Origin of the sequence: Aeromicrobium endophyticum (assembly GCF_003586285.1) — a bacterium.
In the GTDB taxonomy this organism is placed as follows: Bacteria; Actinomycetota; Actinomycetes; order Propionibacteriales; family Nocardioidaceae; genus Aeromicrobium; species Aeromicrobium endophyticum.
The window spans coordinates 428401-453524 of sequence record NZ_QUBR01000001.1 but is presented as its reverse complement, the minus strand read 5'-3'; the positions used below and the strand labels follow the sequence as shown (position 1 = coordinate 453524).

Annotated in this window: 23 protein-coding genes, 1 tRNA gene and 1 pseudogene; 17 read left to right on the top strand and 8 right to left on the bottom strand. The window is 71.8% G+C overall.

All coding sequences use genetic code 11. The features are described 5' to 3' along the window. Positions 1 to 100: 100 nt before the first annotated feature. The 7 genes and pseudogenes from DX116_RS20455 to DX116_RS02280 form a co-directional block, all read left to right on the top strand. Positions 101 to 292 (top strand): annotated as a pseudogene (locus DX116_RS20455) (4Fe-4S dicluster domain-containing protein); the annotation flags it as partial. A 167-nt stretch (positions 293 to 459) separates the two neighbouring features. After that, positions 460 to 969, top strand: a complete 510-nt coding sequence (locus tag DX116_RS02305; protein WP_119702593.1) for an NADH-quinone oxidoreductase subunit J family protein — start codon at positions 460 to 462, stop codon at positions 967 to 969. Next, positions 969 to 1265, top strand: a complete 297-nt coding sequence (gene nuoK, locus DX116_RS02300) for an NADH-quinone oxidoreductase subunit NuoK (RefSeq protein ID WP_119702592.1) — start codon at positions 969 to 971, stop codon at positions 1263 to 1265. The genes DX116_RS02305 and nuoK overlap by 1 nt, the downstream gene beginning before the upstream one ends. Then, entirely contained in the window at positions 1262 to 2995 is a 1734-nt protein-coding gene (locus tag DX116_RS02295; RefSeq protein ID WP_119702591.1) for an NADH-quinone oxidoreductase subunit 5 family protein, read from the top strand. The genes nuoK and DX116_RS02295 overlap by 4 nt, the downstream gene beginning before the upstream one ends. Further along, positions 2992 to 4410, top strand: a complete 1419-nt coding sequence (locus tag DX116_RS02290; RefSeq protein ID WP_158591878.1) for a complex I subunit 4 family protein — start codon at positions 2992 to 2994, stop codon at positions 4408 to 4410. Before DX116_RS02295 ends, DX116_RS02290 begins: the two co-directional genes overlap by 4 nt. Continuing rightward, on the top strand, positions 4407 to 5804 hold the full coding sequence (locus DX116_RS02285; protein ID WP_119702589.1) for an NADH-quinone oxidoreductase subunit N: 1398 nt from the start codon (positions 4407 to 4409) through the stop codon (positions 5802 to 5804). The genes DX116_RS02290 and DX116_RS02285 overlap by 4 nt, the downstream gene beginning before the upstream one ends. A 43-nt stretch (positions 5805 to 5847) precedes the next feature. Continuing rightward, positions 5848 to 7035 (top strand): acyl-CoA dehydrogenase family protein, encoded by a 1188-nt coding sequence (locus DX116_RS02280; RefSeq protein ID WP_119702588.1) that lies wholly within the window; start codon positions 5848 to 5850, stop codon positions 7033 to 7035. A gap of 25 nt (positions 7036 to 7060) precedes the next feature. On the opposite strand, the gene DX116_RS02275 is transcribed toward DX116_RS02280, so the two are convergent. Next, positions 7061 to 8677: a PucR family transcriptional regulator gene (locus tag DX116_RS02275; RefSeq protein WP_119702587.1), complete on the bottom strand. Its 1617-nt coding sequence runs from the start codon at positions 8675 to 8677 to the stop codon at positions 7061 to 7063. Positions 8678 to 8779: 102 nt separating this feature from the next. Here DX116_RS02275 and DX116_RS02270 point away from each other — a divergent pair, with 102 nt between their 5' ends. From DX116_RS02270 to DX116_RS02245, 6 genes are read left to right on the top strand one after another with little or no spacing between them, the layout of a single operon-like run. Next, positions 8780 to 10285, top strand: coding sequence for a CoA-acylating methylmalonate-semialdehyde dehydrogenase (locus tag DX116_RS02270; RefSeq protein WP_199715897.1), 1506 nt, complete (start codon positions 8780 to 8782; stop codon positions 10283 to 10285). Positions 10286 to 10298: 13 nt separating this feature from the next. Next, positions 10299 to 11711, top strand: a complete 1413-nt coding sequence (locus DX116_RS02265; protein WP_119702586.1) for an NAD(P)/FAD-dependent oxidoreductase — start codon at positions 10299 to 10301, stop codon at positions 11709 to 11711. Then, positions 11708 to 12088 (top strand): cupin domain-containing protein, encoded by a 381-nt coding sequence (locus DX116_RS02260; protein ID WP_119702585.1) that lies wholly within the window; start codon positions 11708 to 11710, stop codon positions 12086 to 12088. Before DX116_RS02265 ends, DX116_RS02260 begins: the two co-directional genes overlap by 4 nt. Next, positions 12085 to 13530 (top strand): gamma-aminobutyraldehyde dehydrogenase, encoded by a 1446-nt coding sequence (locus tag DX116_RS02255; RefSeq protein WP_199715896.1) that lies wholly within the window; start codon positions 12085 to 12087, stop codon positions 13528 to 13530. The genes DX116_RS02260 and DX116_RS02255 overlap by 4 nt, the downstream gene beginning before the upstream one ends. A gap of 2 nt (positions 13531 to 13532) precedes the next feature. After that, complete coding sequence (locus DX116_RS02250) at positions 13533 to 14897, top strand: flavin monoamine oxidase family protein (protein WP_119702584.1); 1365 nt, start codon at positions 13533 to 13535, stop codon at positions 14895 to 14897. Positions 14898 to 14899: 2 nt separating this feature from the next. Then, entirely contained in the window at positions 14900 to 16276 is a 1377-nt protein-coding gene (locus DX116_RS02245) for an aminotransferase class III-fold pyridoxal phosphate-dependent enzyme (protein ID WP_119702583.1), read from the top strand. 103 nt (positions 16277 to 16379) lie between these two features. Here DX116_RS02245 and DX116_RS02240 read toward each other — a convergent pair whose 3' ends face one another. Then, positions 16380 to 16871 carry a YajQ family cyclic di-GMP-binding protein gene (locus tag DX116_RS02240; RefSeq protein ID WP_119702582.1) on the bottom strand — a complete coding sequence of 164 codons (492 nt, stop codon included), beginning with the start codon at positions 16869 to 16871 and terminating at the stop codon, positions 16380 to 16382. A 93-nt stretch (positions 16872 to 16964) separates the two neighbouring features. Here DX116_RS02240 and DX116_RS02235 point away from each other — a divergent pair. Continuing rightward, a tRNA-Tyr gene (locus DX116_RS02235) sits at positions 16965 to 17046 on the top strand. A gap of 146 nt (positions 17047 to 17192) precedes the next feature. Further along, positions 17193 to 18182 carry an ATP-dependent DNA ligase gene (locus tag DX116_RS02230; RefSeq protein ID WP_147393555.1) on the top strand — a complete coding sequence of 330 codons (990 nt, stop codon included), beginning with the start codon at positions 17193 to 17195 and terminating at the stop codon, positions 18180 to 18182. A 44-nt stretch (positions 18183 to 18226) separates the two neighbouring features. Here the strand turns inward: DX116_RS02230 and aztD are convergent, their stop codons facing one another. The 4 genes from aztD to aztB are packed head-to-tail and all read right to left on the bottom strand — an operon-like array spanning position 18227 to position 22456. Next, complete coding sequence (gene aztD / locus DX116_RS02225; RefSeq protein ID WP_119702580.1) at positions 18227 to 19432, bottom strand: zinc metallochaperone AztD; 1206 nt, start codon at positions 19430 to 19432, stop codon at positions 18227 to 18229. Positions 19433 to 19488: 56 nt separating this feature from the next. Next, positions 19489 to 20394 carry a zinc ABC transporter substrate-binding protein AztC gene (gene aztC / locus DX116_RS02220; RefSeq protein ID WP_119702579.1) on the bottom strand — a complete coding sequence of 302 codons (906 nt, stop codon included), beginning with the start codon at positions 20392 to 20394 and terminating at the stop codon, positions 19489 to 19491. Then, entirely contained in the window at positions 20391 to 21620 is a 1230-nt protein-coding gene (locus DX116_RS02215) for an ABC transporter (protein WP_119702578.1), read from the bottom strand. Before DX116_RS02215 ends, aztC begins: the two co-directional genes overlap by 4 nt. Beyond that, on the bottom strand, positions 21617 to 22456 hold the full coding sequence (aztB, locus tag DX116_RS02210) for a zinc ABC transporter permease AztB (RefSeq protein WP_119704075.1): 840 nt from the start codon (positions 22454 to 22456) through the stop codon (positions 21617 to 21619). The genes DX116_RS02215 and aztB overlap by 4 nt, the downstream gene beginning before the upstream one ends. A gap of 55 nt (positions 22457 to 22511) precedes the next feature. On the opposite strand from aztB, the gene aztA reads away from it, so the two are divergent. Continuing rightward, positions 22512 to 23150 carry a zinc ABC transporter ATP-binding protein AztA gene (gene aztA, locus DX116_RS02205; RefSeq protein ID WP_119704074.1) on the top strand — a complete coding sequence of 213 codons (639 nt, stop codon included), beginning with the start codon at positions 22512 to 22514 and terminating at the stop codon, positions 23148 to 23150. Between the two features lie 99 nt (positions 23151 to 23249). Continuing rightward, positions 23250 to 24389, top strand: a complete 1140-nt coding sequence (locus DX116_RS02200; protein WP_233556537.1) for a glycosyltransferase family protein — start codon at positions 23250 to 23252, stop codon at positions 24387 to 24389. A 9-nt stretch (positions 24390 to 24398) separates the two neighbouring features. Here DX116_RS02200 and DX116_RS02195 read toward each other — a convergent pair whose 3' ends face one another. Beyond that, a complete protein-coding gene (locus tag DX116_RS02195) occupies positions 24399 to 24587 on the bottom strand; it encodes a hypothetical protein (RefSeq protein WP_119702577.1) in 189 nt (62 codons plus the stop codon). Positions 24588 to 24650: 63 nt separating this feature from the next. Then, on the bottom strand, positions 24651 to 25091 hold the full coding sequence (locus DX116_RS02190) for an Hsp20/alpha crystallin family protein (RefSeq protein WP_119702576.1): 441 nt from the start codon (positions 25089 to 25091) through the stop codon (positions 24651 to 24653). Positions 25092 to 25124: the final 33 nt, after the last annotated feature.

Sequence of the window (25124 nt, the reverse complement as noted above, 5' to 3'; positions counted from 1 at the left end):
GCGGCGCAGCGTCACGGCCGGCTACCCCGACGTCGAGCCCGAGCTGCCGCCGCGCAGCCGAGGCGTCATCGCGCTGCAGGAGGAGAACTGCACCTCGTGCATGCTGTGCGCCCGGGAGTGCCCGTCGTGGTGCATCACGATCGACTCGCACAAGGAGGTCATCCCGGCGCCGACCGAGGGCGGACGCGATCGCAGCCAGAACGTGCTCGACCGCTTCGACATCGACTACTCGATCTGCATGTACTGCTCGATCTGCATCGAGGTGTGCCCCTTCGACGCCCTGCACTGGTCGCCCGAGTTCGCCTACGCCGAAGGCGACCTGAAGGACCTCACGCACGACATGAACCGGCTGCGCACGTGGATGGACACCGTGCCGCCGCCGCAGGCCCTCGACCCGGGTGCCGACCAGGGCAAGGAGCTTCAGGCGTACGAGCTCACGCGGGCCACCGAGGAGGGCCTGTGAACGCGACGGAGGTCGTCTTCGTCGTGCTGTCGGTGCTGGCGGCCGGATCGGCGCTGCTGGCGATGACCAGCCGTCAGCTGGTGCACGCCGCGCTCTGGCTGGTGGTGACGCTCGGCGCCGTGGCGGGCTGCTTCGTGCTGATGACGGCCGAGTTCATCGCCTGGGTGCAGGTGCTGGTGTACGTCGGGGCGGTCGTGGTGCTGGTGATCTTCGCGCTGATGCTGACGCGCCAAGGACGAGAGCAGGGCAGCGGCACGACGGCCGAGGTCACCGGCAACCGGTGGATCGCCGCCGTGCTCGGGGTCGTCGCGGCCGTCGGCCTCGGGGCGACGACGATCGCCGGGTTCGGGGGAGAGCGCATCGAGGGACGCCGCATCGGCACGGCCGCATCGATCGGCGATGCGCTCTTCACCGACTGGGTGCTGCCGTTCGAGATACTCAGCGGGGTGCTGCTGGCCGCGCTGGTCGGCGCGATCGTGCTCTCGCGGTCGGGGTCCGATCGCTGATGTCGCTGCTCTACCCCCTGCTGCTGTCGTCCGCCCTCTTCGGCATCGGGCTGTACGGCGTGCTGGCGCGTCGCAACGCCGTGCTGATGCTGCTCGGCGTCGAGCTGATGCTCAACGCCGTCAACCTCAACCTCGTGGCCTTCGACGCCTGGTTCGCCGACCGGATGCACACGGGCCAGGTGCTGACGCTGTTCACGATCGCGCTGGCCGCCGCCGAGATCGGCCTCGGGCTCGCGATCGTGCTCGCCCTGTTCCGCGCGGTGCGCACGGTCGACGTCGACGAGGTGGGGCGATGATCCGGCGGTGGGGGTACGTCGGGATCACGGCGGTGCTGGCGGTCGTCGTGGCGATCTGGGCGGTCCCCGAACTCGGACGCGACACCGTCACGTTCGTGACGATCGGGCAGACCGGCCCAGACGGTGGCCCGCCGTTGCCGTCGCTGTCGCCCGATCTCCTGATATACCCGGGCACGGCTCAGATCCTCCTGCTGGCGGTCGGCGTCGGCCTGCTGGTGCAGATCTACTCGACGGCCTACCTCGGGCACCACCCGCGCTACCGCTCGTACGCCCTGGTGATCGTGCTGTTCCTGATCGCGATGATCGCGGTCGTCGGCACCACCAACCTGTGGGTGCTGCTGGTCGGCTGGGAGGTCATGGGCCTGTGCTCGTACCTGCTGATCGGGCACGAGTGGGAGTCGCCGGTGGCCCGGGCCGGCGCGGCCAAGGCCTTCCTGGTGACGCGGATCGCCGACCTCGGGCTCGTCATGGCGATCATCGTGATCGGCGAGACGTACGGCACCTACGACATCGTCGGCGCGCAGGTCGCGCAGTCGGAGCAGCCGCGCCACGCGACCCTGATCGGCCTGCTCGTGCTGGTGGCGGTGGTCGGCAAGTCGGCCCAGTTCCCGCTGCACACCTGGCTGCCCGACGCGATGCCCGGCCCGACCCCCATCACCGCGCTGATCCACGCAGCGACGATGGTCGCGGCCGGCGTCTACCTCGCCGCCCGTCTGTTCCAGCTCTACGCCGACTCGCAGGTCGTCCTGACCGCGATGGCGGTCGTCGCGGCGATCACGATGCTGATGGGCGCCCTGTTCGCCTGGGTGCAGACCGATCTCAAGCGCGCCCTGGCCTGGTCGACCGTCAGCCAGCTGGCCCTGATGCTCGCGGCCGTCGCAGTGGGCGACCCCGAGGCCGGCACCGACCACCTGCTCGCGCACGGGGTGTTCAAGGCCCTGTTGTTCCTGGGGTGCGGATGCGTGATGCTCGCCGTCGGGTCGAGCGCCCTGTCGTCGATGGGCGGTCTGCGCCGCCGGATGCCGGTGACGTTCTGGACCATGACGGCCGGGTTTGCGGCCCTCGCCGGACTGGTGCCGACGGCCGGCTTCTTCACGAAGGACTCGGTGCTGCACGCGATCGAGCGGGCCACCGACGGCGACCGCGGCCTCGCCGCGGGCACGGCCTGGGTGCTGCTCGTGGTGGCGCTGGTGACGACGTTCGTGACCGCCGCGTACGCGACCCGCCTGTGGGTGCTGACGTTCTTCGGCGCCGGCCACGGCGCTGGCCCTCACGGCACGCTCGGCCAGGACGTCCGTGAGGCCCCGCTCGCCATGGCCGGGCCCCTGGTCGTGCTGGCCGTCGCGACGTTCGCGCTGTCGGTCGGGCAGCCGCTGCACCTCGGCACGGGCCTGCTCAGCACCGTGATCGCCGTCGCCGGCGTCGCCGCGGTGCTGGTGGCGGCCCGCCGCGGCTCGACCCTGGCCTGGGCGCCGCGGCCCCTCGCGGCCGAGCTGTGGCTCGATCGTCCGTTCTCGCGCTGGATCCTGGCGCTCGGCACCGGGGCGTCGCGCGTCGTCGTCGAGCTCGACCGAGAGGTGGTCGACGTCTACCCGCGGGGCGGGGAGTCGCTCGCCGCGACGATCTCGCGCGGTCTCGGTCTGGCGCAGTCGCGCAACGTCCAGCGGTACGCGACGGTGCTCGCCGTCGGTGTCGTGATGCTCGTCGTGATCGGGGTGGTGGTGTCGTGATCGTCGTCGCCCTGGCCGTCCCGTTCGCCGTCGGCGTGCTGTTGGTGCTCGCCCGCCGCTTCGTGCCCTCACGTGTCGCTGCGTGGGCCGGAGCCGCCGCCATGGCGGTGACGCTGGCGCTCTATGCGCTGGTCTGGGAGGGCAGCGAGGGAGTCTCGGGCCGGGTGGACGCCCCCTGGATCGAGCCGCTCGGCGCCCGCCTGCAGCTCGGCGTCACGGCCGTGTCGTGGCCGTTCGCACTGATGACGGCGTTCATCGGCCTGCTCTGCTGCCTGTGGCTCGTCGCCGACGACACCGCCCCGGCCTTGGTCGGGCTGGTGCTCGTCGTCAGCGCCTCGGCGCTCGGCGTGTTCAGCTCGCTCGACGCGCTGCTGCTGTTCGTCTTCTTCGAGCTGGCCCTCATCCCGATGTGGTTCGTGATCGCGCTGTGGGGCACGGGCGACGCCCGACGGGCGGCGACCCGCTTCCTGCTGTTCACCGTCACCGGCTCGGCCCTGCTGCTGGTCGGCATCGTGATCGGCGCGGTCCGCGGAGGCAGCCTCGAGCTGATCGACATCCGCCCCGACGCCGTCGCGGTCGTGCTGATCACGCTGGGCTTCGCGGTCAAGACGCCGATCGTCCCGCTGCACACCTGGCTGCCCGATGCCCACAGCGCCGCCCCGACCGTGGGCTCGGTGCTACTGGCCTCGGTGTTCCTCAAGCTCGGCACGTACGGCCTGCTCGTGTTCGTGGAGCCGTCCGACCACATCGGCGTCGTGGCGCCCTACCTCGCGGTGACCGGGGCGTTCGGCATCGTCTGGTCGGCGCTGGCCTGCTACGCCCAGGACGACCTCAAGCGGCTCATCGCCTACTCGAGCATCGGGCACATGGGCTTCGTCGTGCTGGCGGTGGCGACCCGCAGCGACGTCGGTGTGGCTGCCGCGGTGTTCGGGTCGGTGGCGCACGGCGTCGTGACGGGGCTGCTGTTCTTCGCCGCCGGCTCGATGAAGGACCGCTACGGCACCACCTCGATGACGCGCATCGGCCGCGGCCTCTACGCGCGCACGCCGTGGCTCGCCGTGACGTTCGTGCTGGCGGCGGTGGCGACGCTCGGTCTGCCCGGCCTCGCCGGCTTCTGGGGCGAGGTGCTGTCGCTGCGCGCCGCCTACGACGTCGGCGAGGTGCTGAGCCGTCCGGTCGCCTGGACGGGCCTGGGCCTGGCACTGCTGGGCATCGCCCTCACGACGGCCTACGTCGTGCGCGCGGTGCGCCTGCTCGCCCAGGGTGAGCCGGTCCCGTCCGACGCCGACCGCGACCTCGAGGTGCGCGAGGCCGTCGTGATGGGCGCGCTCGTCGCCGCTGTCGTCGTCCTCGGCCTCGCGCCCCAGCTGCTGCTCGACGTCGTCCAGCCGCTGTCCGCCGGGGTGCTGCGATGACCATCCCTGTCGACTGGACGGTCGCCGGCCCCGCGACCGTCGTGATGATCGGCGCCCTCGTGGCGCTGGTCGTCGACGCCTCCTACTCCCGGCGCACGTGGCTGGGCTCGGGCCTGCCAGCGACCGCGGCGGTGCTGGCCGGCATCGCCGAGCTGCTGCGCGAGGACGCCACCGGGGCTCCGTTCGCCTTCTCGCTCGTCGTGCTGCTCGGCACGCTGTTCGTCGTCGTGGCGTCGAACGTCATGAACTTCGAGAACGCCATGCCGCCGGGGGAGTACCACTTCCTGCTCATGAGCGCGTCCGCCGGAGCCCTGGTGGTGGTGAGCGCCCGCGACGTCGTGACCCTCGTGGTGGCGCTCGAGCTGCTGTCGCTGCCGTCGATCGCGCTGGTGGGGCTGCGCCAGGGCGACCGTGCCGCGATCCGGTCGGCGTGGACCTTCTTCCTGGCGTCGGTGGTCTCGACGGCGATCACCCTGATGGGTGTCTCGCTGCTGTACGGCGTCACCGGCACGCTCGAGTACGCCGGGCTGCGCGAGGCGCTGGTCGACCCGGACGTGCCGGGCAGCGTGGTCTCGGTCGCGGTCGTGCTGACCGTCGTGGGCCTGCTGTTCAAGCTGGGTGCGGTGCCGTTCCACGCGTGGGTCCCCGACGCCTACGGCGGCACGTCGGTGATGGTCGCGGGCTTCCTGTCGGCGGTGTCGAAGGCAGCCTCGCTCGGGGCGCTGCTCGTGCTGCTGGCCGAGGCGCTCCCCGGGGCCCACGACGCGTGGGGCCCCGTCGTCGCGGTCGTCGCAGCGGTCACGATGACGATCGGCAACCTCGGTGCGCTGCGGCAGGACGATGCGGTCGGCCTGCTGGCCTGGTCGTCGATCGCCCAGGCCGGCTTCATGCTGGCGCCCGTGGTGGCGGTCTCGGGACCGTACGGGCTGTCGGCGCCGGTGCAGTACGTCGCGGTCTACGCCCTGGCGAACCTCGTGGCGTTCGCGGCCCTCGCCGTCGTGCTGCGGCTGCGCGGCAGCACCCGCCTGGCCGATCTGCGCGGCATGGCCCGCAACGACCCGTGGATGGGCATCCCGCTCGTGCTCGCGGCGCTGACGCTCGCCGGCTTCCCGCCGGCCGTGATCGGCCTCGTGACCAAGGTCGTCGTGATCCGTCCGGTCGTGCTCGACGACCACGTGTGGCTCGCGGTGGTGATGGGCGTCAACGTCATGCTCGGGCTCGCGTACTACCTCCGGCTCGTCGTCACGCTGTGCGGCCGCGCCGAGGGAGAGCCGTACGTCAGCCCGTCCCCGCCGATCTCCGTCCGGTTCGCCAAGTCGACGGTGCTGATCGGCAGTGCGACGCTGGTGGTGCTCAGCGCGTGGCCCGACCTGTTGCTCTCGCACCTGCCGTGACCTCGGTCCCGAGCACAGACCCACCCCGATCGAAGGAAGCCCCATGACCGCCTCGTCTCGCCGCACCTTCTCCGTCAGCGACCCCGCCGGCATCGACCTGGTGCTGAGCCAGCAGGAGCGCGACGTGCGCGACGCCGTCCGCCGGTTCTGCGACGACCGCGTCGAGCCGCACGTCGCGACGTGGTTCGAGCAGGGCGAGCTGCCGGACGTCCGCGAGCTGGCCGTCGAGCTGGGCACGCTGGGCGTGCTCGGTATGCACCTCGACGGCTACGGCTGCCCCGGCATGACGGCCACGGAGTACGGCCTCGCGTGCCTCGAGCTCGAGGCGACCGACTCGGGCCTGCGGTCGCTGGTGTCGGTGCAGGGCTCGCTGGCGATGTTCGCGATCCACCACTGGGGCTCCGAGGAGCAGAAGAACCAGTGGCTGCCCGAGATGGCGGCCGGGCGGGCGATCGGCTGCTTCGGCCTGACCGAGCCCGACTCGGGCTCCGACCCGGTCTCGATGCGCAGCCGTGCCCGCAAGGACGGCGACGACTGGGTGCTCGACGCCCGCAAGATGTGGATCACCAACGGCTCGGTCGCCGACGTCGCGGTCGTGTGGGCCCAGACCGACGAGGGCATCCGCGGCTTCGTCGTGCCGACCGACACTCCCGGCTTCAGCGCCCCGCTGATCAAGCACAAGATGTCGCTGCGCGCGTCCGTCACCAGCGAGCTCGTGCTCGAGGGTGTCCGCCTGCCGGCCGATGCCGTGCTGCCCGGCGTGGTCGGGCTCAAGGGACCGCTGACGTGTCTCAACGAGGCCCGCTACGGCATCGTGTGGGGCTCGATGGGTGCCGCCCGTGCATCGCTGCAGTGCGCCCTGGAGTACGCCGGGCAGCGCAGCCAGTTCGGCAAGCCGATCGCGGGCTTTCAGCTGACGCAGGCCAAGATCGCCGACATGACCCTCGAGGTCGTCAAGGGCACCCTGCTGGCGCTGCACCTCGGCCGGGCCAAGGACGCCGGGGGCCTGCTGCCCGTCGAGGTCAGCCTGGGCAAGCTCAACAACGTCCGTGAGGCCCTCGACGTCTGTCGCACGGCCCGCACGATCCTCGGCGCCAACGGCATCAGCCTGGAGTACCCGGTGATCCGGCACATGAACAACCTCGAGTCGGTGCTGACCTACGAGGGGACGTCCGAGATGCACGCGCTGTCGATCGGTCAGGCGATGACGGGGATCCCCGCGTTCCGCTGAGGTGCAGCGCAGGCCCGCGCGCGCCTCAGCGCACGCCGGCGCGCAGGTCGTGGACCAGCAGCGCGAGACCCAGCGACATCGCCGACTCGGCGTCGTCCAGGTCGACGCCGAGGATGCTCTCGATGCGGCGCAGGCGTCCGTACAGCGCCTGACGGCTGAGGTGGGCGTGCTCGGCCACGGCCGCCTTGTTGCCGCCGAGCCGCACGAACGACCTCAGCACCGCGAGCAGGTCGTCGCGGCTCGTGCCGTCGTGCGCCAGGAGGGGTCCGAGCTCGGACTCGGTGAACGCCACGACCCGGTCGTCGTCCTGCAGCTGGGCGACCAGGCCCCGCAGGCGGACGTCGGTCGATCGGTACCAGGGGCGCGTGGTGCCGGGCAGCAGGTGCCCCGCGGAGGCGATGTGCATCGTGGTGCGCAGCTGCGCCGTGGCGGCGACGAGCGAGGACGACACCGGACCGACGCCCAAGGTGGCGGGCTGACGCGTGCCCTGGCGTGACCCCAGGGCCCTCGACAGGGCGTCGAGGGTGGCGTCCTCCGCGGTGGCCGACCGGAGCGCGACGACCAGGCCGACCTGACCGTCGGCGACGCCGCCGGCGACGACGTCGATCCTCGCCGTGCGGGCTGCCTCGCTGATGGCCTCGAGCTGTGCGCGGGCCCGCCGCTGCCGGACGATCTGGTCGGCCGCCGCGGTGGCGCCGAAGTGAGCGACGACCGGCAGGTACGACGGCTGCGGCGACATCCCCAGGGCACGTGCGCGGGCGATCGCGTCCACCTCGTCGGTCACGCGCGACTCCATGAGGTCGAGCAGCAGCGACTCCCTGGCCTGGAACTGCAGCCCGGCCACGTCGCGCTGCACGAGTCGCGAGAGCTGGAGGGCCTGGGCGGCGCGTTGCAGGACGACGGCGGTCTCGACGGGATCGGCGGCACCTTGGGGCGCGACGAGCCGTCCCCAGGCCGATCCGCGCAGGCCGACGGGGCAGGTCAGCCAGTGCTCGGGCCCCGTGGTGCCGGGGCGGTCGAGGACGGGTGCCGCACGGGATCGCTCCGCCCACCGCGCCAGCACGTCGCGGGGAGGGCTGTCGTGCGACGCCACGGCGACGACGCGCCGGCCGGCGTCCTCCAGCACGACGGGCTCGTCGATGAGCGTGGCGGCCCGCGTCACGATCGTCGCGGAGTCGGCGCTGTCGAGGCTGAGCTCGGTGAACACCTCGTGCGTCTCCTGGGCGAACGCCAGGCCGCGGTACTGCTCGCCGACGATCACCCGGTGGACGGCCTCGGTGACCTCGACGAACTTGATCGGCGCGTGGAGCGCGATCAGGGGCAGGTCGAGTCGGCGCGCCTCGGCGACGACCTCGCGCGGCACGGACGGCAGCTGGCTTCCCAGCTCGACGACCAGACCGCGTGCCTCGGCCTCGACCAGCTGACGCACGAATCCGGACGGATCGGCGTCGTCGGCCGTGAAGGGCAGGCCCGTCGTCAGCACCACCTCGTGCCCGTCCAGCAGGTCGCGCATCACCGCCACCTCGGCCACGTGGACCCACCGCACCGGACGGTCCAGGCCCGGTCCGCCGACCACGATCTCGGGCTGACCGGCCGCCAGGGCCGGCATGGCCAGCATCGTGCGAAGGGTGGGGGCGCTCACGCCGCGAGCCTACGACACCGGTTGACACTGTGTGTCGAGATCGACGATTCGCACGACACAGTGCGTGTGTCGCTCGACGGTGTCCTCGCCCAGACTGGTCAGGTGACTACTCAGCCCGGCACGAAGACGACCCACTGGATCGACGGCGCCGCGACGCCCGGAACGGGCGACCGCACCGCCGACGTGACGAATCCGGCGACGGGAGAGGTGACCTCGACCGTCGCGCTGGCCGCCGCCGACGACGTGCAGGCAGCGGTCGCTGCCGCGAAGGCGGCGTTCCCGGGGTGGCGCGACACGTCGCTCGCGCGGCGGGTGCAGGTCATGTTCCGGTTCCGCGAGCTGCTCAACGAGCGGGCGCCCGAGCTGGCGGCGATCATCACGTCCGAGCACGGCAAGGTGCTGTCGGACGCGGCCGGCGAGGTCGCTCGAGGCCAGGAGGTCGTGGAGTTCGCGTGCGGCATCCCGCACCTGCTCAAGGGCGGCTTCACCGAGAACGCCTCGACCCAGGTCGACGTGCACTCGGTGCGTCAGCCGCTGGGGCCGGTCGCGATCATCAGCCCGTTCAACTTCCCGGCGATGGTGCCGATGTGGTTCTTCCCGATCGCGATCGCGGCCGGCAACACGGTCGTGCTCAAGCCGTCCGAGAAGGTGCCGACCGCCGCCAACTGGATCGCGCAGCTGTGGAAGGACGCGGGCCTGCCCGACGGTGTCTTCAACGTCCTGCACGGCGACAAGGTCGCGGTCGACGGGCTGCTGACCCACCCGGACGTCAAGAGCGTCTCGTTCGTCGGCTCCACCCCGATCGCGAAGTACGTCTACGAGACGGGCACGGCGCACGGCAAGCGCGTCCAGGCCCTCGGCGGCGCGAAGAACCACATGATCGTGCTGCCCGACGCCGATCTCGACCTCGCCGCCGACCAGGCGATCAACGCGGGCTTCGGCTCGGCCGGAGAGCGGTGCATGGCGATCTCGGCGTGCGTCGCGGTCGGCGACATCGCCGACGAGCTCGTCGCCAAGATCCGTGACCGCGCCGAGGCGCTGCGCACCGGCGACGGCACCCGTGGCTGCGACATGGGCCCTCTGGTGACCGCCGCCTCCCGCGACCGCGTGGCGGGCTTCGTCGACGCCGGCGAGGCCGCCGGGGCCACGCTGGTCGTCGACGGTCGCAACCCCGAGACCGACGCCGACGGCGAGGGCTTCTTCGTCGGCCCGACGCTGTTCGACCACGTCACGACCGACATGAGCATCTACACCGAGGAGATCTTCGGCCCCGTGCTCGCCGTGCTGCGCGTCGACACGTACGACGAGGCCGTCGCGCTGATCAACGCCAACCCCTACGGCAACGGCACGGCGATCTTCACCAACGACGGCGGAGCCGCACGGCGGTTCCAGAACGAGGTCGAGGTCGGCATGATCGGCATCAACGTCCCCGTCCCGGTCCCGATGGCGTACTACTCCTTCGGCGGCTGGAAGAACTCGCTGTTCGGCGACAGCCACGCCCACGGCACCGAGGGCGTCCACTTCTTCACCCGTGGCAAGGTCGTCACGTCCCGGTGGCTCGACCCCAGCCACGGCGGCATCAACCTCGGCTTCCCCCAGAACGCATGAGCAGGCAGGACACATGAGCAAGCACTCCACCGTCTTCGAGCGGAACGCGCCGACCGCGAAAGCCATCGACGAGTCGTTGCGGTCGACCAAGCAGTCGGTGTTCTGGCTCGAGGACGTGCAGCAGTCGTCCTACCCGCAGCTGACGGCGGCGCACGCAGCAGACCTGACGATCGTCGGCGGCGGCTACACCGGGCTGTGGACGGCCGTGCTGGCCAAGCGGCGCGACCCGTCCGCCCGCGTCGTGCTGCTCGAGGCGCAGACGATCGGCTGGGCCGCGTCGGGCCGCAACGGCGGGTTCGCCGAGGCGAGCCTGACGCACGGCGAGGAGAACGGACGCACGCGCTGGCCCGACGAGTTCGACACGCTGGAGCGGATGGGCCTGGAGAACCTCGACGCGATCGAGCGAGACGTCGCCGAGCTCGGCATGGACGCCCAGCTCGAGCGCACCGGCACGCTGTCGGTGGCCTACGAGCCCCACCAGGTGGAGTGGCTGCGCGAGGCCGACGAGGGCGAGTACCTCGACGGCGACGCCGTCCGGACGGCGATCAACAGCCCGATCTTCGCCGCGGGACGCCGGGTCGGGCACCACTGCGCCCTGGTTCACCCGGGCCGCCTGGCGTCCGAGCTGGCGCGCGTCGCGTCCGAGCTCGGCGTCGAGATCTTCGAGCACTCCGCCGTGACGGATCTGCGCACCCGCACGTCCCTCGTCGACGTCGAGACCGCGCGCGGCGTCGTGCGCAGCAAGAAGGTCGCGCTGGGCACCAACGTCTTCCGGCCGCTGCTGCGGCGGTCGCGCCTGTCGACCGTGCCGGTGTACGACTACGTGCTGATGAGCGAGCCGCTCAGCGACGCGCAGATGGCCGACATCGGCTGGCACGGCCGCGAGGGCCTCAGCGACCTGGCCAACCAGTTCCACTACTCGCGCCTGACCGCCGACAACCGGATCCTCTACGGCGGGTACGACGCGGTCTACCACGCCGGCCGCCGGGTGCGTCCGGAGTACGAGGACCGCGAGCAGTCGTACCGGACGCTGGCGTCACACTTCCTGACGACGTTCCCGCAGCTCGAGGGCCTCGGCTTCAGCCACCGGTGGGCCGGCGCGATCGACACGTCGACGCAGTTCTGCGCGTTCCACGGCCTCGCCCGACGCGGCCGGGTGGCGTACGCCGCCGGCTTCACGGGCCTGGGCGTGGCGGCCACCCGCTTCGCCGCCGAGGTGATGCTCGACCGCCTCGCGGGTGCGGACACGCCGCGCACGCAGCTCGAGATGGTGCGCAAGAAGCCGTTGCCGTTCCCGCCCGAGCCGTTCGCCAAGATCGGTATCGAGGCCACCAAGTGGTCGCTCGACCGCGCCGACCACCGCGAGGGGCAGCGCAACCTGCTGCTCCGCACGCTCGACCGGCTCGGGCTGGGGTTCGACTCATGACGACGACCGAGCTCGCCGCCGACCGGCTGCTCGTCCAGGACGCCTCCGCGGCCCCGGTGGAGCACGCGCCCGTCGACGCTGCGGACGTGCTGGGCGGACGTCCCACCATGGGGGCGCTCCCGCTGGCGGACGACGCCGGCGTCGAGCTCGGCATCTGGGAGATCACGTCGGGCGTCGTGACCGACGTCGAGGTCGACGAGGTCTTCGTCGTGCTGTCGGGGCGTGGTCGGGTCGAGTTCGAGGACGGCTCGAGCATCGCGCTGGCCGCCGGCACCGTGGCGCGCCTGCGCGCCGGCGACCGCACACACTGGATCGTGTACGAGACCCTGCGCAAGATCTACGTCCTGCTGCCCGACCACGAGGAAGCCACGTCATGACAACAGCACCCATCACGGACGTCATCCAGAACTACGTCGACGGCGCCCTGGTCGACTCGGCCGCGACGGACTTCATCGAGCTCGTCGACCCCACCACGGGACGCCCCGACGGTCGGTCGCCGATCTCGACCGCCGACGAGGTCGACGCGGCGTTCGCGGCGGCCCTGCGCGCCTCGAAGGCCTGGAAGCGCACGACGCCCAAGGCGCGCCAGCTCGCGCTGCTGCAGATCGCGGACGCGGTCGAGGCCGCGCGTGACGAGCTCGTCGAGCTGCAGTCGCGCGACACCGGGCAGGTCAAGGTGCACATCGCGACCGAGGAGATCGACCAAGGCGTCGACCAGCTGCGCTTCTTCGCCGGTGCCGCACGGCTGCTCGAGGGCAAGGCGACCGCCGAGTACGTCGAGGGGCTGTCGTCGAGCATCCGCCGCGAGCCGATCGGCGTCGTGGCCCAGGTGACGCCGTGGAACTACCCGTTCGCGATGGCCATCTGGAAGATCGCTCCCGCACTCGCGGCCGGCAACACGATCGTGCTGAAGCCCAGCGACACGACGCCGCGCTCGACCGTCCGGCTGGCCGAGATCGCCGGCGAGATCCTGCCCGCGGGCGTCTTCAACGTCGTCAACGGCAACGCCGACACCGGACGCCTGCTGGTCGAGCACCCGGTGCCTGGCCTCGTCGCCATCACCGGCTCGGTGCGCGCCGGCATCGAGGTCGCCGTCTCGGCGGCCAAGAACCTCAAGCGCGCCCACCTCGAGCTGGGCGGCAAGGCGCCGGCCGTGGTGTTCGCCGACGCCGACCTGCAGGCCGCGGCCGAGGGCATCGCGGTCGGCGGCTTCTTCAACGCCGGCCAGGACTGCACCGCGGCCACGCGCGTCATCGTGCACGAGAGCGTCCACGACGAGCTGCTGCGGTTGCTGGTCGAGCAGGCGAAGGCCTCCGTGCCGGGAGCGCCCGACGACGAGTCGGCCGCCTACGGCACGCTCAACAACGCCGGCCACCTCGCGTCCGTCGAGCGGATGATCGCCGGCCTCGGCGACCACGCCACGATCGAGACCGGCGGCTCGCGCCTCGAGGGCGACGGCTTCTACTTCCAGCCCACCGTGATCTCGGGAGTCCGCCAGGACGACGCGGTCGTGCAGCAGGAGGTCTTCGGACCCGTGCTGACCGTGCAGCCGTTCTCGACCGACGAGCAGGCCCAGGAGATGGCCAACGACGTGCCCTACGGCCTGGCCGCCAGCGTGTGGACCAAGGATCACGGACGAGCCCTGCGGATGACCGCCGATCTCGACTTCGGCTGCGTGTGGGTCAACACCCACATCCCGTTCGTCTCGGAGATGCCGCACGGCGGTTTCGGGGCCTCGGGGCACGGCAAGGACCTGTCGGCGTACGGGCTCGAGGAGTACACGCGGGTCAAGCACGTCATGAGCAACGTGGAGGCATGAGGATGAGCAGCGAAACGATGGACGTCGTCGTGGTCGGAGCCGGCGCGACCGGACTGTCGGCGGCGCACGCACTGAAGCGGGCCGGACGCTCGGTCGTCGTGCTCGAGGCGCGCGACCGCGTGGGCGGGCGGCTGTGGACCGACGAGGTCGACGGGGTCGACCTCGAGCTCGGCGGTCAGTGGGTCTCGCCCGACCAGGGCGAGCTGCTGCGCGTGCTCGACGAGCTGGGCCTCGAGACGTTCTCGCGCTACCGCGAGGGCGAGTCGGTCTACATCGGCATCACGGGGGAGCGCCGCACCTTCGAGGGCGAGCAGCTGCCCGTGCCGGAGGCCGTCGAGAAGGAGATGGTGCGGCTCACGGAGCTGCTCGACTTGCTGGCCGCTCAGATGGACGCCGACCGTCCGTGGGACGCGCCGTTCGCCGACGAGCTCGACCGCGTGAGCTTCGCGGCCTGGCTCGACGAGCAGTGCGACGAGCAGGAGGCGATCGACAACATCGCGATGTTCATCGCCCAGGCCATGCTGACCAAGCCCGCGCACGCCTTCTCGGCGCTGCAGGCCGTGCAGATGGCCGCGAGTGCCGGCAGCTTCAGCCACCTCGTCGACTCCGAGTTCATCCTCGACAAGCGGGTCGTCGGAGGGCTGCAGCGCGTCCCGCTGACACTGGCCGAGCGACTGGGCGACGACGTCCGGCTCGGCGTCGACGTCGAGAAGGTGCGCTGGAGCGACGCGGGTGTCGAGGTCACGGCCGGCGACCTGACGGTGTCGGCCCGCCAGCTGGTGGTGGCGGTGCCGCCGACCGCAGTCTCGCGCATCCGGTTCGACCCGCCCCTGCCCACCGAGCAGCGCGAGGCGCGCCAGCACCAGTCGTTCGGGCAGGTCATCAAGCTGCACGTCACCTACCCCGAGCCGTTCTGGCGCGCGGCGGGCCTGTCCGGCACGGTGTTCAGCCCGTACCAGCTGGTGCACGAGGCCTACGACAACACCAACCACGGCGACACCCGCGGCACGCTCGTGGGATTCGTCTCCGACGAGCGTGCCGACGAGGTGCGTCGCCTCACGGCCGAGCAGCGACGCGGCGCCGTCCTGGAGTCGCTGGCGAGCTACTACGGTGATGCGGCCTTGTCGCCGTCGTCGTACTACGAGAGCGACTGGACGTCCGAGGAGCTCGGCCAGGGCGCCTACGCCACCAGCTTCGACCTCGGAGGGCTGACGCGGTTCGGTCCCTCGCTGCGGCAGCCGGTCGGCCCCATCCAGCTCGGCAGCTCCGACGTCGCCGGCCTCGGCTTCCAGCACGTCGACGGCGCCCTGCGCGTCGGGGCCGAGCTGGCCCACCACATCATCGCCACCGACACACGAGAGGTGTGAGCATGACCGTCGCCCCCAACCCGCAGCACGACCGCCTGCAGCAGTCCGCCAAGGACAACCTCATCCTGCACTTCTCGAAGCAGGAGATCGACGACCTCCTCGTGATCGACCGTGCCGAGGGACCGTACGTCTTCGACACGAAGGGCCGGCGCTACATCGACGCGCTGTCGAGCCTGTTCTGCTCGCAGCTGGGCTACTCGTACGGCCAGGAGATGGCCGAGGCGGCGACCCAGCAGCTGACGACCATGGCGTTCAACACCAGCTGGGGCACGGCGCACCCCGCCACGATCGACCTCGCCGAGAAGATGAGCGAGCTGGCCCCCGCCGACGACTACCGCGTGTTCTTCACCGGCGGGGGGTCGGAGTCGGTCGAGTCGGCGTGGAAGATGGTGCGCGAGCACTTCATCGCGATCGGGCAGCCTCAGCGCACCAAGGCGATCGCCCGCGACCGCGCGTACCACGGCGTCACCCTCGGAGCGTTGTCGTTCACGGGCGTCCAGCCGTTCAAGGAGGGCTTCGGCACGCCGCCGGTCGAGGTCACCAAGGTGTCGAACACCAACCGCTTCCGCGCCGACGACGGCCACGACGAGGCGGCGTTCTGCGCCCGCCTGCTGGCCGAGGTGGAGGAGGCGATCGTCGCGGCCGGTGCCGACGAGGTCGCCCTGATCATCGCCGAGCCGGTGCAGAACGCGGGCGGCTGCTTCACGGCGCCGGCCGGCTACTGGACGGGCCTGCGCGCGATCGCCGACAAGTACGGCGTGCTGCTGATGGCCGATGAGGTCATCACCGGGTTCGGACGCATCGGCGAGTGGTTCGCGTCGTCGCGCGAGGGCGTGGCCCCCGACCTGATCAGCGTCGCCAAGGGGCTGACCTCGGCCTATGCGCCGATGGGCGCGATGCTGGCCCGCGAGCACGTCGTCGCACCTCTGGTCGCGCACAGAAAGGTCTTCCGTCACGGCATCACGTTCGGCGGTCACCCGCTCAGCGCTGCGCTGGCGTCCAAGAGCATCGAGATCATCGAGCGCGACCAGGTGCTCGAGAACGTCCGGGCGCAGGCTGACCCGCTGCAGGCCCGCCTGCAGCACCTGCTCGACCTGCCCATCGTGGGCGACGTCCGCGGTGCCGGCTTCTTCTGGGCCATGGAGCTGGTCAAGGACGACGAGGCGACCCGCTTCGACCAGGCCGAGCGTGACGACCTGCTGCGCGGGTTCCTGCCGCGCCGGCTGCGCGAGGCCGGGCTGATCGCCCGCTGCGACGACCGCGGCGACGCCGTGCTGCAGATCGCCCCGCCGCTGATCAGCGACGCCGCCCTGCTCGACGACATCGTGGCCGGCCTCACCGACGTCCTGCGCGACGCCGGCAAGCACATGGGTCTGTGACGCGCCGAGCCCGAATCGCCACGATGTGTGACGCCGACGGCGTCATCCGACCGGGATGACGCCGTAGGCGTCACACGTCGCGGGTGAGGTCGTCGAGCTCGGCTCAGCGGTAGTTGGTGAACTGCACCGCGAAGTCGAGGTCGGCACCCTTGAGCAGCGCGATGACCTCCTGCAGGTCGTCGCGCTTCTTGCTGGTGACGCGCAGCTCGTCGCCCTGGATCTGCACCTTGACGCCCTTGGGGCCCTCGTCGCGGATCAGCTTGGAGACCTTCTTGGCCTGCTCCTGGCTGATGCCCTCGCCGAAGGTGCAGTTGATCTTGGTGTCCTTGCCCGACTGACGGGGCTCGCCGTCCTCGAGGGCCTTGAGCGAGATGCCGCGCTTGATCAGCTTGTCCTTGAACACGTCGAGCACGGCCAGCGCGCGCTCGTCGGCGTTGGCGGTGATCTCGATGCCCCACTCGCCGCTCCACTTGATCTCGGCGCCGGTGTTCTTGAAGTCGTAGCGGGTCTGGATCTCCTTGACCGCCTGGTTGAGCGCGTTGTCGGCCTCCTGGCGATCGATCTTGCTCACGATGTCGAAGGACGAGTCGGCCATGAATGCTCCTCGGTGCGGCGTGCGGTGGGTCTGATTTCACTCAGCCTAATCGGCTGCGCTAGGCTTGCTCGTCGTTGCCCCGGCAACACCCCCGGCAGGTTGCCCGAGCGGCCAAAGGGATCTGACTGTAAATCAGACGGCTCAGCCTACGCAGGTTCGAACCCTGCACCTGCCACAGCACGACATCAGCCCCCGACCAGCGGAAACGCGGGTCGGGGGCTCGTTGCTGGTGCGGAGCTGCGCACCGGATCGGCGCCCGACAATGGTGCGCAGCTCCGCAGATGTGGGCGTCACCCCTCGGTGTCGGGGTACCTGTGTCCCGTGCTCCCGTTCCCGCAGGACCCCATGCTGGCCAGGCCCGTGGACGCCCTGCCGATCGGCGATGCCATGACCGGCGGGTGCCTGTACGAGCCCAAGTTCGACGGGTACCGGGCCCTGCTGTTCGTCACGGCCGACGGGTGCCGGGTGCAGTCACGGCGCGGCCACGACATGACCGAGGCGTTCTCGGACGTCGCCGAGGCCGCAGCGGAGTCCCTCCCGGACGGTGTGGTCGTCGACGGCGAGCTCGTCGTGTGGGCCCGTGACGCGCTCGACTTCAACGAGCTGCAGCGCCGCTTCGCGTCGGGACGCTCCAAGGGGCCGGTCAGGGCCAGGCCTCCGGCGTCGTTCGTGGCCTTCGACCTGCTGGCCGCCGAGGGCGTCGACCTGCGGCAGCAGCCGCTCAGCGCCCGCCGCGCCCTGCTCGAGACGGTGTTGGACGGCGTGCCGCCACCGCTCCAGCTGGTGCCGCAGACCGATGACGCCGACGAGGCCCGCGCGTGGCTCGCCGAGTACGCCGAGAACCCCGTCGGCATCGAGGGAGTCGTCGTGAAGGGCCGGACGTCGACGTACCTGTCCGGCCGGCGTGAGTGGGCCAAGCTGCGCATCCGCGACACGGTCGAGGCCGTCGTGGCCGGCGTCACCGGCTCGCCGGCGGCGCCCGACCGCCTCGTCCTAGCGCTGGCCGAAGAGGGCGGAGGGCTGGCCTTCGCGGGCACGACGACCGAGCTCGACCGCCATCAACGGGCCGAGGTCGTGGCCCTGCTCGAGGACGTCGAGGAAGGTCGTCCGCACCCGTGGGCGGACGGCCGCCCCGACGGCGAGGTCGCGCGCTGGGGGAGGAACGCCCGCGCCGCCGTCCACCTGATGCGTCCCACGCTGGTGGTCGAGGTGTCGACCGACAGCTCGGTCGACCGCGGACGCTGGCGGCATCCCGTGACGTTCGTGCGGGCCCGACCCGACCTCACCCCGTCGGAGACCACAGGGGCCTAGGCGGGGCTCGGTCGGGTGGGCCGGGCGGGCGTCAGCCCACGTGATCAGCCCAGTGCGACGGCGATCTCGTTGGGCGTGCTGTCGAGCGTGACCGACGCGGTGGTCTTTCCGGTGGTCAGGTCGACCGAGTGGACGGTGTTGCTGGCGGGCTCGGTGACGTAGGCGATGTCGCCGTCGACGCTGATCGCGGGGTGCGCGTCCTGCCACTCCGCGGGCCCCTCCCACGGCTCGACGACCGGGAACTCGTCGACGAGCTTGCCGGTCGCCGGGTCAAGCACGTGGATGTTGCCGTCGGTCGACAGGATGTACGCCCGGTCGCCCGGCCCGCGGGCCACGTCGCGGAACGTGTACTGCACGTCATCCGGCAGGTCGACGACCTCCAGGCTGCGATCGGCCGTGTCGATCAGGGTGACGGCGTTGAGCAGGTAGCCCTCGGCGTCGGGGTCGGTCTTGTAGTCGCCGACGACGATCGGGCTGGTCTCGGACACGTACGCGTTGCCCATGCGGCCGAACTCGTCGGGGGCGTCGAGCTTCTCGAAGGCGCCGTCGACGTAGAGCAGGGCGCCGTCCTCGCAGCCGAAGACGACCGCTTCGCCCTTCGCGGTGCCCTCGCCGTGGATGCCGGGGCACTCCTTGTTCGAGGCGATCTCGGTCCAGTCGTCGCCCTCCTTCTTCATCGCGGCGGCGCCCGAGCGGGAGGTCTCGTCGCCGATCGTGGTCAGCAGGGTGCCGTCCTCGAGGACGATCGAGACGCCGTGGTGGGCGGCGGGGGCGGTGTAGGTGCTGGCGGGCTCGGGGGCGCCGTCGACCTTCGTGAGGTCGGCGGTCTCGAAGATCGAGGTCGTGCCCGTGCCGTCGTCGAACAGCACCGTCTTGTCGGCGTGGCGGACGACGTGTCCGGCGGTCGTCGCGGGGACGACGGCGTCGGTCAGCCTCGGTGCGACGGTGTCGAGCAGCTGGAAGCCCTTCGACGTCGTGACGAAGACGTGCTGGCCGTCGCCCGCCGCGTTGAGTCGGGTGAACTCCTCGGTGGTGAAGTCGTCGACGACGTCGAGGGTCTTCGCGTCGAGCACGCTGATCCCTCCGGGGGTGCTGACGGCGACGCGTCCCGCCGACGACGTGCTGATCTCCTTGGGGGCGGCGGGCGACGCGGCGTCGGTGCCGTCCGAGCCCGACGAGCAGCCGGTGACGAGCAGGGCCAGCCCGGTGACGGTGGCGACCCCTCCGAGCCGGGTGGTGCGTCCGAACATGTGCAACCTCTTTCGTGGTGATGGGTGGTGGTGCATGGGTCTGTGTGCGGGGGTGGTCAGCGGGTGAGGCCGGCGGAGATGCGCTCGGTGTTGGCGCGCATCATGTCGAGGTAGGTCTCGGCGCCGCCGCCCTTCTTCGTCAGCGACTCGGTGAACAGCTCGACCACGTCGACGTCGAGGCGGGCCTCGTCGGCGAGCACCTGGACGAGCCGGTCGGGCTGGGACGACTCGGCAAAGATCGTCGACACCCCCGAGGTCGAGATCGCCTCGCTGAGGTCGCGCAGGTCGGCCGCGCTGGGGGCGGCGAGGGTCGTGCCGCCCGGGATGACGGCGCCGACAACGCGGAAGTCGAAGCGGTCGGCGAGGTAGCCGAAGACGTGGTGGTTGGTCACCAGGGCGCGACGCTCCGGCGGGATCGCGGCGAACGCCGTCGTCATCTCGGCGTCGAGCGCCGTGAGCTCGCCGCGGTACGCCGCTGCGTCCCGCCCCAGCCGGTCGACGTCGATGCCGTCGACGTCGGCGGCCTTCTCCTCGAGCGCGTCGACGACGTCGACCATCGTGGCCGGGTCGGTCCAGAAGTGCGGGTCGTCCGCGCCCTCGGCGTCGCCCGACGCGTAGGGGACGACCTGGACCTCGTCGCCGGCCACGAGCATCGGCACGCCGGCGTCCTCGGCGCGGTCGAGGTGCTGCTGCAGCCCCTCCTCGAGGCCGAGGCCGCTCGAGACGATCAGGTCGGCGTCGCCCATCATGGCGGCCTGCTGGGCCGAGATCTCCGACGAGTGGGGGTCGGAGTCAGGCGGCATCAGCACCGTGACGTCGGCCTGGTCGCCCAGCACCTGCTCGACGACGTCGCCCAGGATGTTGGTCGTCACGACGACCTGTGGGCGGTCGGACCCGCTCACGGACGAGCAGGCCGACAGTGCGACGGCCGCGCCGACGGCTGCCAGGACGAGGCGCCTCATCGTCCGGTCTCCGCGACGTGGGCCGGACGGGTGGGTGTGCGCAGCGAGCGGGCGACCCGGGCCCCGTCGGCGTAGTCGATCTCGTGGACGACGCCGTCGGCGGCCGCGTTGACGTAGGCGCGCTGCGCGTCGACCGTCAGCGTCACGCCCGGCGCGAGCTGCGGGTCGGCCAGCGTGGAGGCGAGCAGCGGGTCGGTCGCGGCCAGCTGGTCGCCGGACGTCCCGTCGTAGACCTGCACCGTGCCGTCCTCGCCCAGGGCGACGACATGCGTGTCGGCGTCGTCCGCGGCGGCCGCCGCGACGACGGGCGAGGCGGTCTCGATCCACTGCCAGGAGCGCTCGCGGGTGTCGAGCAGCCAGATGCCCGAGCCGTCACCCAGGCCGGCGACGGTGGGTCGACCCTTGCGGGCGGCGAACGACGTCGCGGGCGCGGCTGCGCCGTCCGGGTACGCGATGCGCTCGAGCACGGGCTCGTCGCCGTCGAGCGTCGCCAGCACGGCACCGTCGGCGCACCCGACCACCAGGCCCACGCGGGTCGTGATGGTGCCGGAGGCCCGGGCGCACGCGGTGCCGCCGATCGTCCGGCCCTCCGCGTCGACCACGCGCAGGCCGGCGGGACGTCCTTGCGCGTCGGGCTCGCTGACGACGGCACCGTCGCCCAGCGGGGCGACGAGGCCGTCGTGCGGGCCGACGTCGAGCCGCAGCGTCTCGTCGATCCTCCCGCGGCTCAGCGCGGCGTTGTCGAGCAGCACCGCCTCGCCGGAGTCGGGGAAGAACACCCCGGTGCCGTCGGCGGTCGACAGCAGCCCGCTCGAGATCGTCGCCCGGCCCTCGCCGTCGACGCGTCCGACCGTGCGGGGGGCGGCGCGGTAGTAGTGGAAGTGGTCGGTGTGGTCCCAGGTCCAGACACCGCTGTCGACGACGTCGACACCGGTCTCGTCGGCCGCGAAGACGTATCGTCCGTCGCTCGTGACGGAGTCGGGCGGCGTCACCGAGCCGAGGTCGGTCGTCTCGTCCGTCAGCAGGTCGAGCATCGAGGTCGCACCTCGATCGTCGATCGACACGACGTGCAGCTGCGGCTCGGCGACCTCGGCGGCGCCTGCCACGGCACCGTGGCCCTTCGACGCCGGCGGCGAGGCCGGTGCGCCGGCGTCGGACGTGGCGGAACACGCGGTCGTCGTCATCAGTGCGGCCGCGAGCAGGGCGACGCGGGTGAGGCGAGTCATCGTGACCTTCCGGATCGAGGGAGCGGGGTGACGGCCTGGGCGGCGAGCGACGAGAGGGCCGCGAGCGCGATGGCGGTGGCGGCGATCGACGCACCGGCGGCGGTGTCGGCGTGCCACGAGCAGAGCAGGCCGCCCAGCACGGCGAGCCAGCCGAAGCCGACGGCGACGACCATGCGGGCGGGGATGCTGCTGGTCCACGGGCCGGCAGCGACGGAGGGTGCCAGCAGCAGCCCGACGACCAGCAGCGAGCCCACGGCCTGGTACGACGCGACCACGGCGAGCGTCACGAGGGCGACGAGCGCCAGCTGGGCCAGCTGGGGTCGCAGGCCCAACGTCGCGGCGATGCGGCGGTCGAAGGCCGCGGCGACGAACGACCGGTGCAGGGTCGCAGCGACCACGAGCGCGACGACGGCGGCCACGAGCAGCGCCACGAGGTCGGCCCGGTCGATCGCGAGGACGTCGCCGAACAGGATGGCGGTCGCGTCGGTCGCATAGCTGCGCGAGTGCGACACGATGATGACACCGAGCGAGAGCATCGCGACGAACAGCAGGCCGATGCTGGTGTCGTACGAGAGTCGGCCGCGTCGTTGCAGGACGCCCACCAGCGCGCTCATGGCGATGGCGCTCGCGGCGCCACCGAGCATGACGGGTGCTCCGACGACGGTGGCCAGGGCGACACCCGGCAGCATGCCGTGGCCGATCGCCTCGCCCAGGAAGGCCATGCCGCGGATCACGACCCACGTCCCGACGACGCCGCAGACGACCGCCACGAGCGCACCGCCGAGCAGTGCGCGCATCACGAAGTCGGCGGAGAAGGGGTCTGTCAGCCAGGGCACGCCAGGACCGTACATGGAAGCGAGAATCATTATCAAATCGGTTAGGGTGATCGTCATGACGCGTCAGAACGCCCTCCGCGCCCGTGGGCTGCACTTCTCGTACGACCGCTGCGAGGTCCTCCACGACGTCGACGTCGACCTGCCGTGGGGCACCGTCACGGCGATCGCCGGGCCCAACGGTGCCGGCAAGTCGACCCTCGTCGAGATCCTCGCGGGCGTGCGGCGGCCGCAGCTCGGGTCCGTCGACCGCCCCGACGAGGTGGCGCTCGTCGTCCAGCGACCGGCCGTGCCCGACTCGTTGCCCGTCACCGTCCGCGAGGTCGTGGCGATGGGGACGTGGAGCACCCGGACACCTCGTCGCGAGCGTCCCGGGCGCGCAGCGAGGGGGGCGAGGGTCGACGAGTCGCTGCGGCTGGTCGACCTCGCCGACCTGGCGTCGCGACCGTTCTCGACCCTGTCGGGCGGTCAGCGTCAGCGGGCCATGCTGGCGCAGGGTCTCGTGCGCGGCGCCCAGGTCTTCCTGCTCGACGAGCCGGCCGCCGGTCTGGACGCCGCGAGCCGGGCGCGGACCCGGCGGCTGCTGGCCGACGCCGCCCGCGACGGCGCGGCGGTGGCCTGCGTGACGCACGACGACGCGTCGATCGACGAGGCGGATCTCGTGCTGAGGCTCGAGGGCGGACGTCGCGTGGGCTGAGGTCGGGCGGTCCCAGCCGGTTGGCGAGCCGCGCCGCGGGTACCTGTCGCCATCGGGTGCAGAAGGCCGCCCTTCGTCACGTCTGCAGGGATCCTCATCGTGTTGCGCTCGAACCTCACCCCCCCGCCGCCGGCGCCAGCGCCGCTGTCGCCGCCGTCGCCGCCGTCGGTCATGCCGATCCGGGTCGCCTCGGTGCCGGCTTCGCACGTGTACGTGCGCCACCTGGCCCCTCCCGACGGTGTGGACGACGGGGTGCGCCGTCTGCCCGACCCGCCGACGTCCGGACGGTCAGAGCAGTCGCAGTGGTGGCCGCCGCGCATGCTCGACGCCGAGTGGGTGCGCCGCCACCACGACGAGTTCGACGTCTTCCACGTGCACTTCGGCTTCGATGCCAAGACTCCCGACGAGCTGCGCGAGCTGATCGGTGCACTCGAGTCGTGCGGCAAGGCGCTGGTGCTGACGGTGCACGACCTGCGAAACCCGCACCACGTCGATCGCCGTGAGCACGACGCGCAGCTCGACGTGCTGGTGCCCGCGGCCCGGGGGCTCATCACGCTGACCGACGGCGCCGCCCGTGAGATCACGGCCCGGTGGGGCAGGCGGCCGACCGTCATCCCGCACCCGCACGTGCTGGAGCTCGACGACATGGGACGGCGCCAGGCGCGGCGGGACGACCGCGGAGGTCGACCGGCCCGCGTCGGGCTGCACCTCAAGAGCGTGCGGGCGGGCATGGCGCCCACCGTCGTGCTCCCGGCGCTCGTGCGCGCGGTCGAGGCCCTCGACGGCGGCGCGGTGCTGCAGGTCAACGGGCACGCCGAGCTGCTGGAGCCCGGGGGAAAGGTCTACGACCCCGACCTGGCCTCGCTCGTGCACGGGCTCGGCGACCGCATCGACCTGCGGGTGCACGAGTACCTCACGGACGACGAGCTGTGGGACTACCTGGCGTCGCTGGACGCGTCGGTGCTGCCGTACCGGTTCGGCACGCACTCCGGCTGGCTCGAGGCCTGCCGCGACGTGGGCACGGCCGTCGTCGCGCCGTCGTGCGGGTACTACGCCGACCAGGGGCCGGTCGAGACCTACGTCCTCGACGAGGGCGTCTTCGAGGAAGCGTCGCTCGGCGAGGCCGTCCGGCGGGCGCTCGCGTCGGACGCGCCGACCGTGTCGGTCTCGGAGCGGGAGCGCCAGCGGCTCGAGGTCGCCGTCGCGCACCGCCGTCTGTACGAGTCGCTGCTCGGCTGAGGGGGCCGTCTAGGCGTCGGCGGGGTCCTCGCCGGCCCACGTGGACGGCGGATCGCTGGTCGGGAAGGACTCCTCCGACATCTCGTCGACGAGGTCGTCGTCGTCCCAGCCGCCCTCGGGGGCGTTCGGCCCGGGCTCCCAGGGCTGCGAGGGCTGCGAGCCCTCATCGGTGGCGGGGCGGTCTGCTGCTTCGGTCATCGGATTCCTCCCGGTCGACAGGACCCGACCGAGCGTATCGGTCGGGTCCTGCCGGGGACTCGCTCAGGCGACGATCGAGGCCTGGTCGGAGGTGCTGCTCAGCGCGATCTTGCGCGGACGCGCCTTCTCGCTGAGCGGGATCGTCAGCGAGAGCACGCCGTGGTCGTAGGCCGCCGAGATGCGTTCGGTGTCGACGCCGTCGCCCAGCGTGAACTGCCGCATGTAGCTGCCGGTGCGGCGCTCCTGCGCGATCCACTGCGCGCCCTCGTGCGTGGCCGCGGTGCGCTCGGCGCGGATCGTCAGCACGTGCCCGTCGAGGTCGATGTCGATCGATCCCGGGTCGACGCCCGGCAGGTCGGCCGTCAGGACGTACTGGTCGCCATCCCTCAGCAGGTCGACCGGCACGGCGCGTGGGCCGGTGCGCAGCGGGGTGCGTCCACGGGTGAGGTGGTCGCCGGCGAGGCGGTCGAGCTCGACGAGAGGATCAAAGGTCATCGCGTTCATGTCAGATCTCCTTCCTGGTCGGTGAGTTCTCGA

What these genes read in the sequence shown, in the direction of transcription:
- DX116_RS02250 (WP_119702584.1), top strand. Translation starts at nt 13,533, where the DNA reads ATGAGCAGCGAAACGATGGACGTCGTCGTGGTCGGAGCCGGCGCGACC.
- DX116_RS02195 (WP_119702577.1), bottom strand. Translation starts at nt 24,587, where the DNA reads ATGACCGAAGCAGCAGACCGCCCCGCCACCGATGAGGGCTCGCAGCCC.
- DX116_RS02295 (WP_119702591.1), top strand. Translation starts at nt 1,262, where the DNA reads ATGATCCGGCGGTGGGGGTACGTCGGGATCACGGCGGTGCTGGCGGTC.
- DX116_RS02255 (WP_199715896.1), top strand. Translation starts at nt 12,085, where the DNA reads ATGACAACAGCACCCATCACGGACGTCATCCAGAACTACGTCGACGGC.
- aztC (WP_119702579.1), bottom strand. Translation starts at nt 20,394, where the DNA reads ATGAGGCGCCTCGTCCTGGCAGCCGTCGGCGCGGCCGTCGCACTGTCG.
- nuoK (WP_119702592.1), top strand. Translation starts at nt 969, where the DNA reads ATGTCGCTGCTCTACCCCCTGCTGCTGTCGTCCGCCCTCTTCGGCATC.
- aztA (WP_119704074.1), top strand. Translation starts at nt 22,512, where the DNA reads ATGACGCGTCAGAACGCCCTCCGCGCCCGTGGGCTGCACTTCTCGTAC.
- DX116_RS02260 (WP_119702585.1), top strand. Translation starts at nt 11,708, where the DNA reads ATGACGACGACCGAGCTCGCCGCCGACCGGCTGCTCGTCCAGGACGCC.
- DX116_RS02240 (WP_119702582.1), bottom strand. Translation starts at nt 16,871, where the DNA reads ATGGCCGACTCGTCCTTCGACATCGTGAGCAAGATCGATCGCCAGGAG.
- DX116_RS02215 (WP_119702578.1), bottom strand. Translation starts at nt 21,620, where the DNA reads ATGACTCGCCTCACCCGCGTCGCCCTGCTCGCGGCCGCACTGATGACG.
- DX116_RS02190 (WP_119702576.1), bottom strand. Translation starts at nt 25,091, where the DNA reads ATGAACGCGATGACCTTTGATCCTCTCGTCGAGCTCGACCGCCTCGCC.
- DX116_RS02245 (WP_119702583.1), top strand. Translation starts at nt 14,900, where the DNA reads ATGACCGTCGCCCCCAACCCGCAGCACGACCGCCTGCAGCAGTCCGCC.
- aztD (WP_119702580.1), bottom strand. Translation starts at nt 19,432, where the DNA reads ATGTTCGGACGCACCACCCGGCTCGGAGGGGTCGCCACCGTCACCGGG.
- DX116_RS02265 (WP_119702586.1), top strand. Translation starts at nt 10,299, where the DNA reads ATGAGCAAGCACTCCACCGTCTTCGAGCGGAACGCGCCGACCGCGAAA.
- DX116_RS02285 (WP_119702589.1), top strand. Translation starts at nt 4,407, where the DNA reads ATGACCATCCCTGTCGACTGGACGGTCGCCGGCCCCGCGACCGTCGTG.
- DX116_RS02280 (WP_119702588.1), top strand. Translation starts at nt 5,848, where the DNA reads ATGACCGCCTCGTCTCGCCGCACCTTCTCCGTCAGCGACCCCGCCGGC.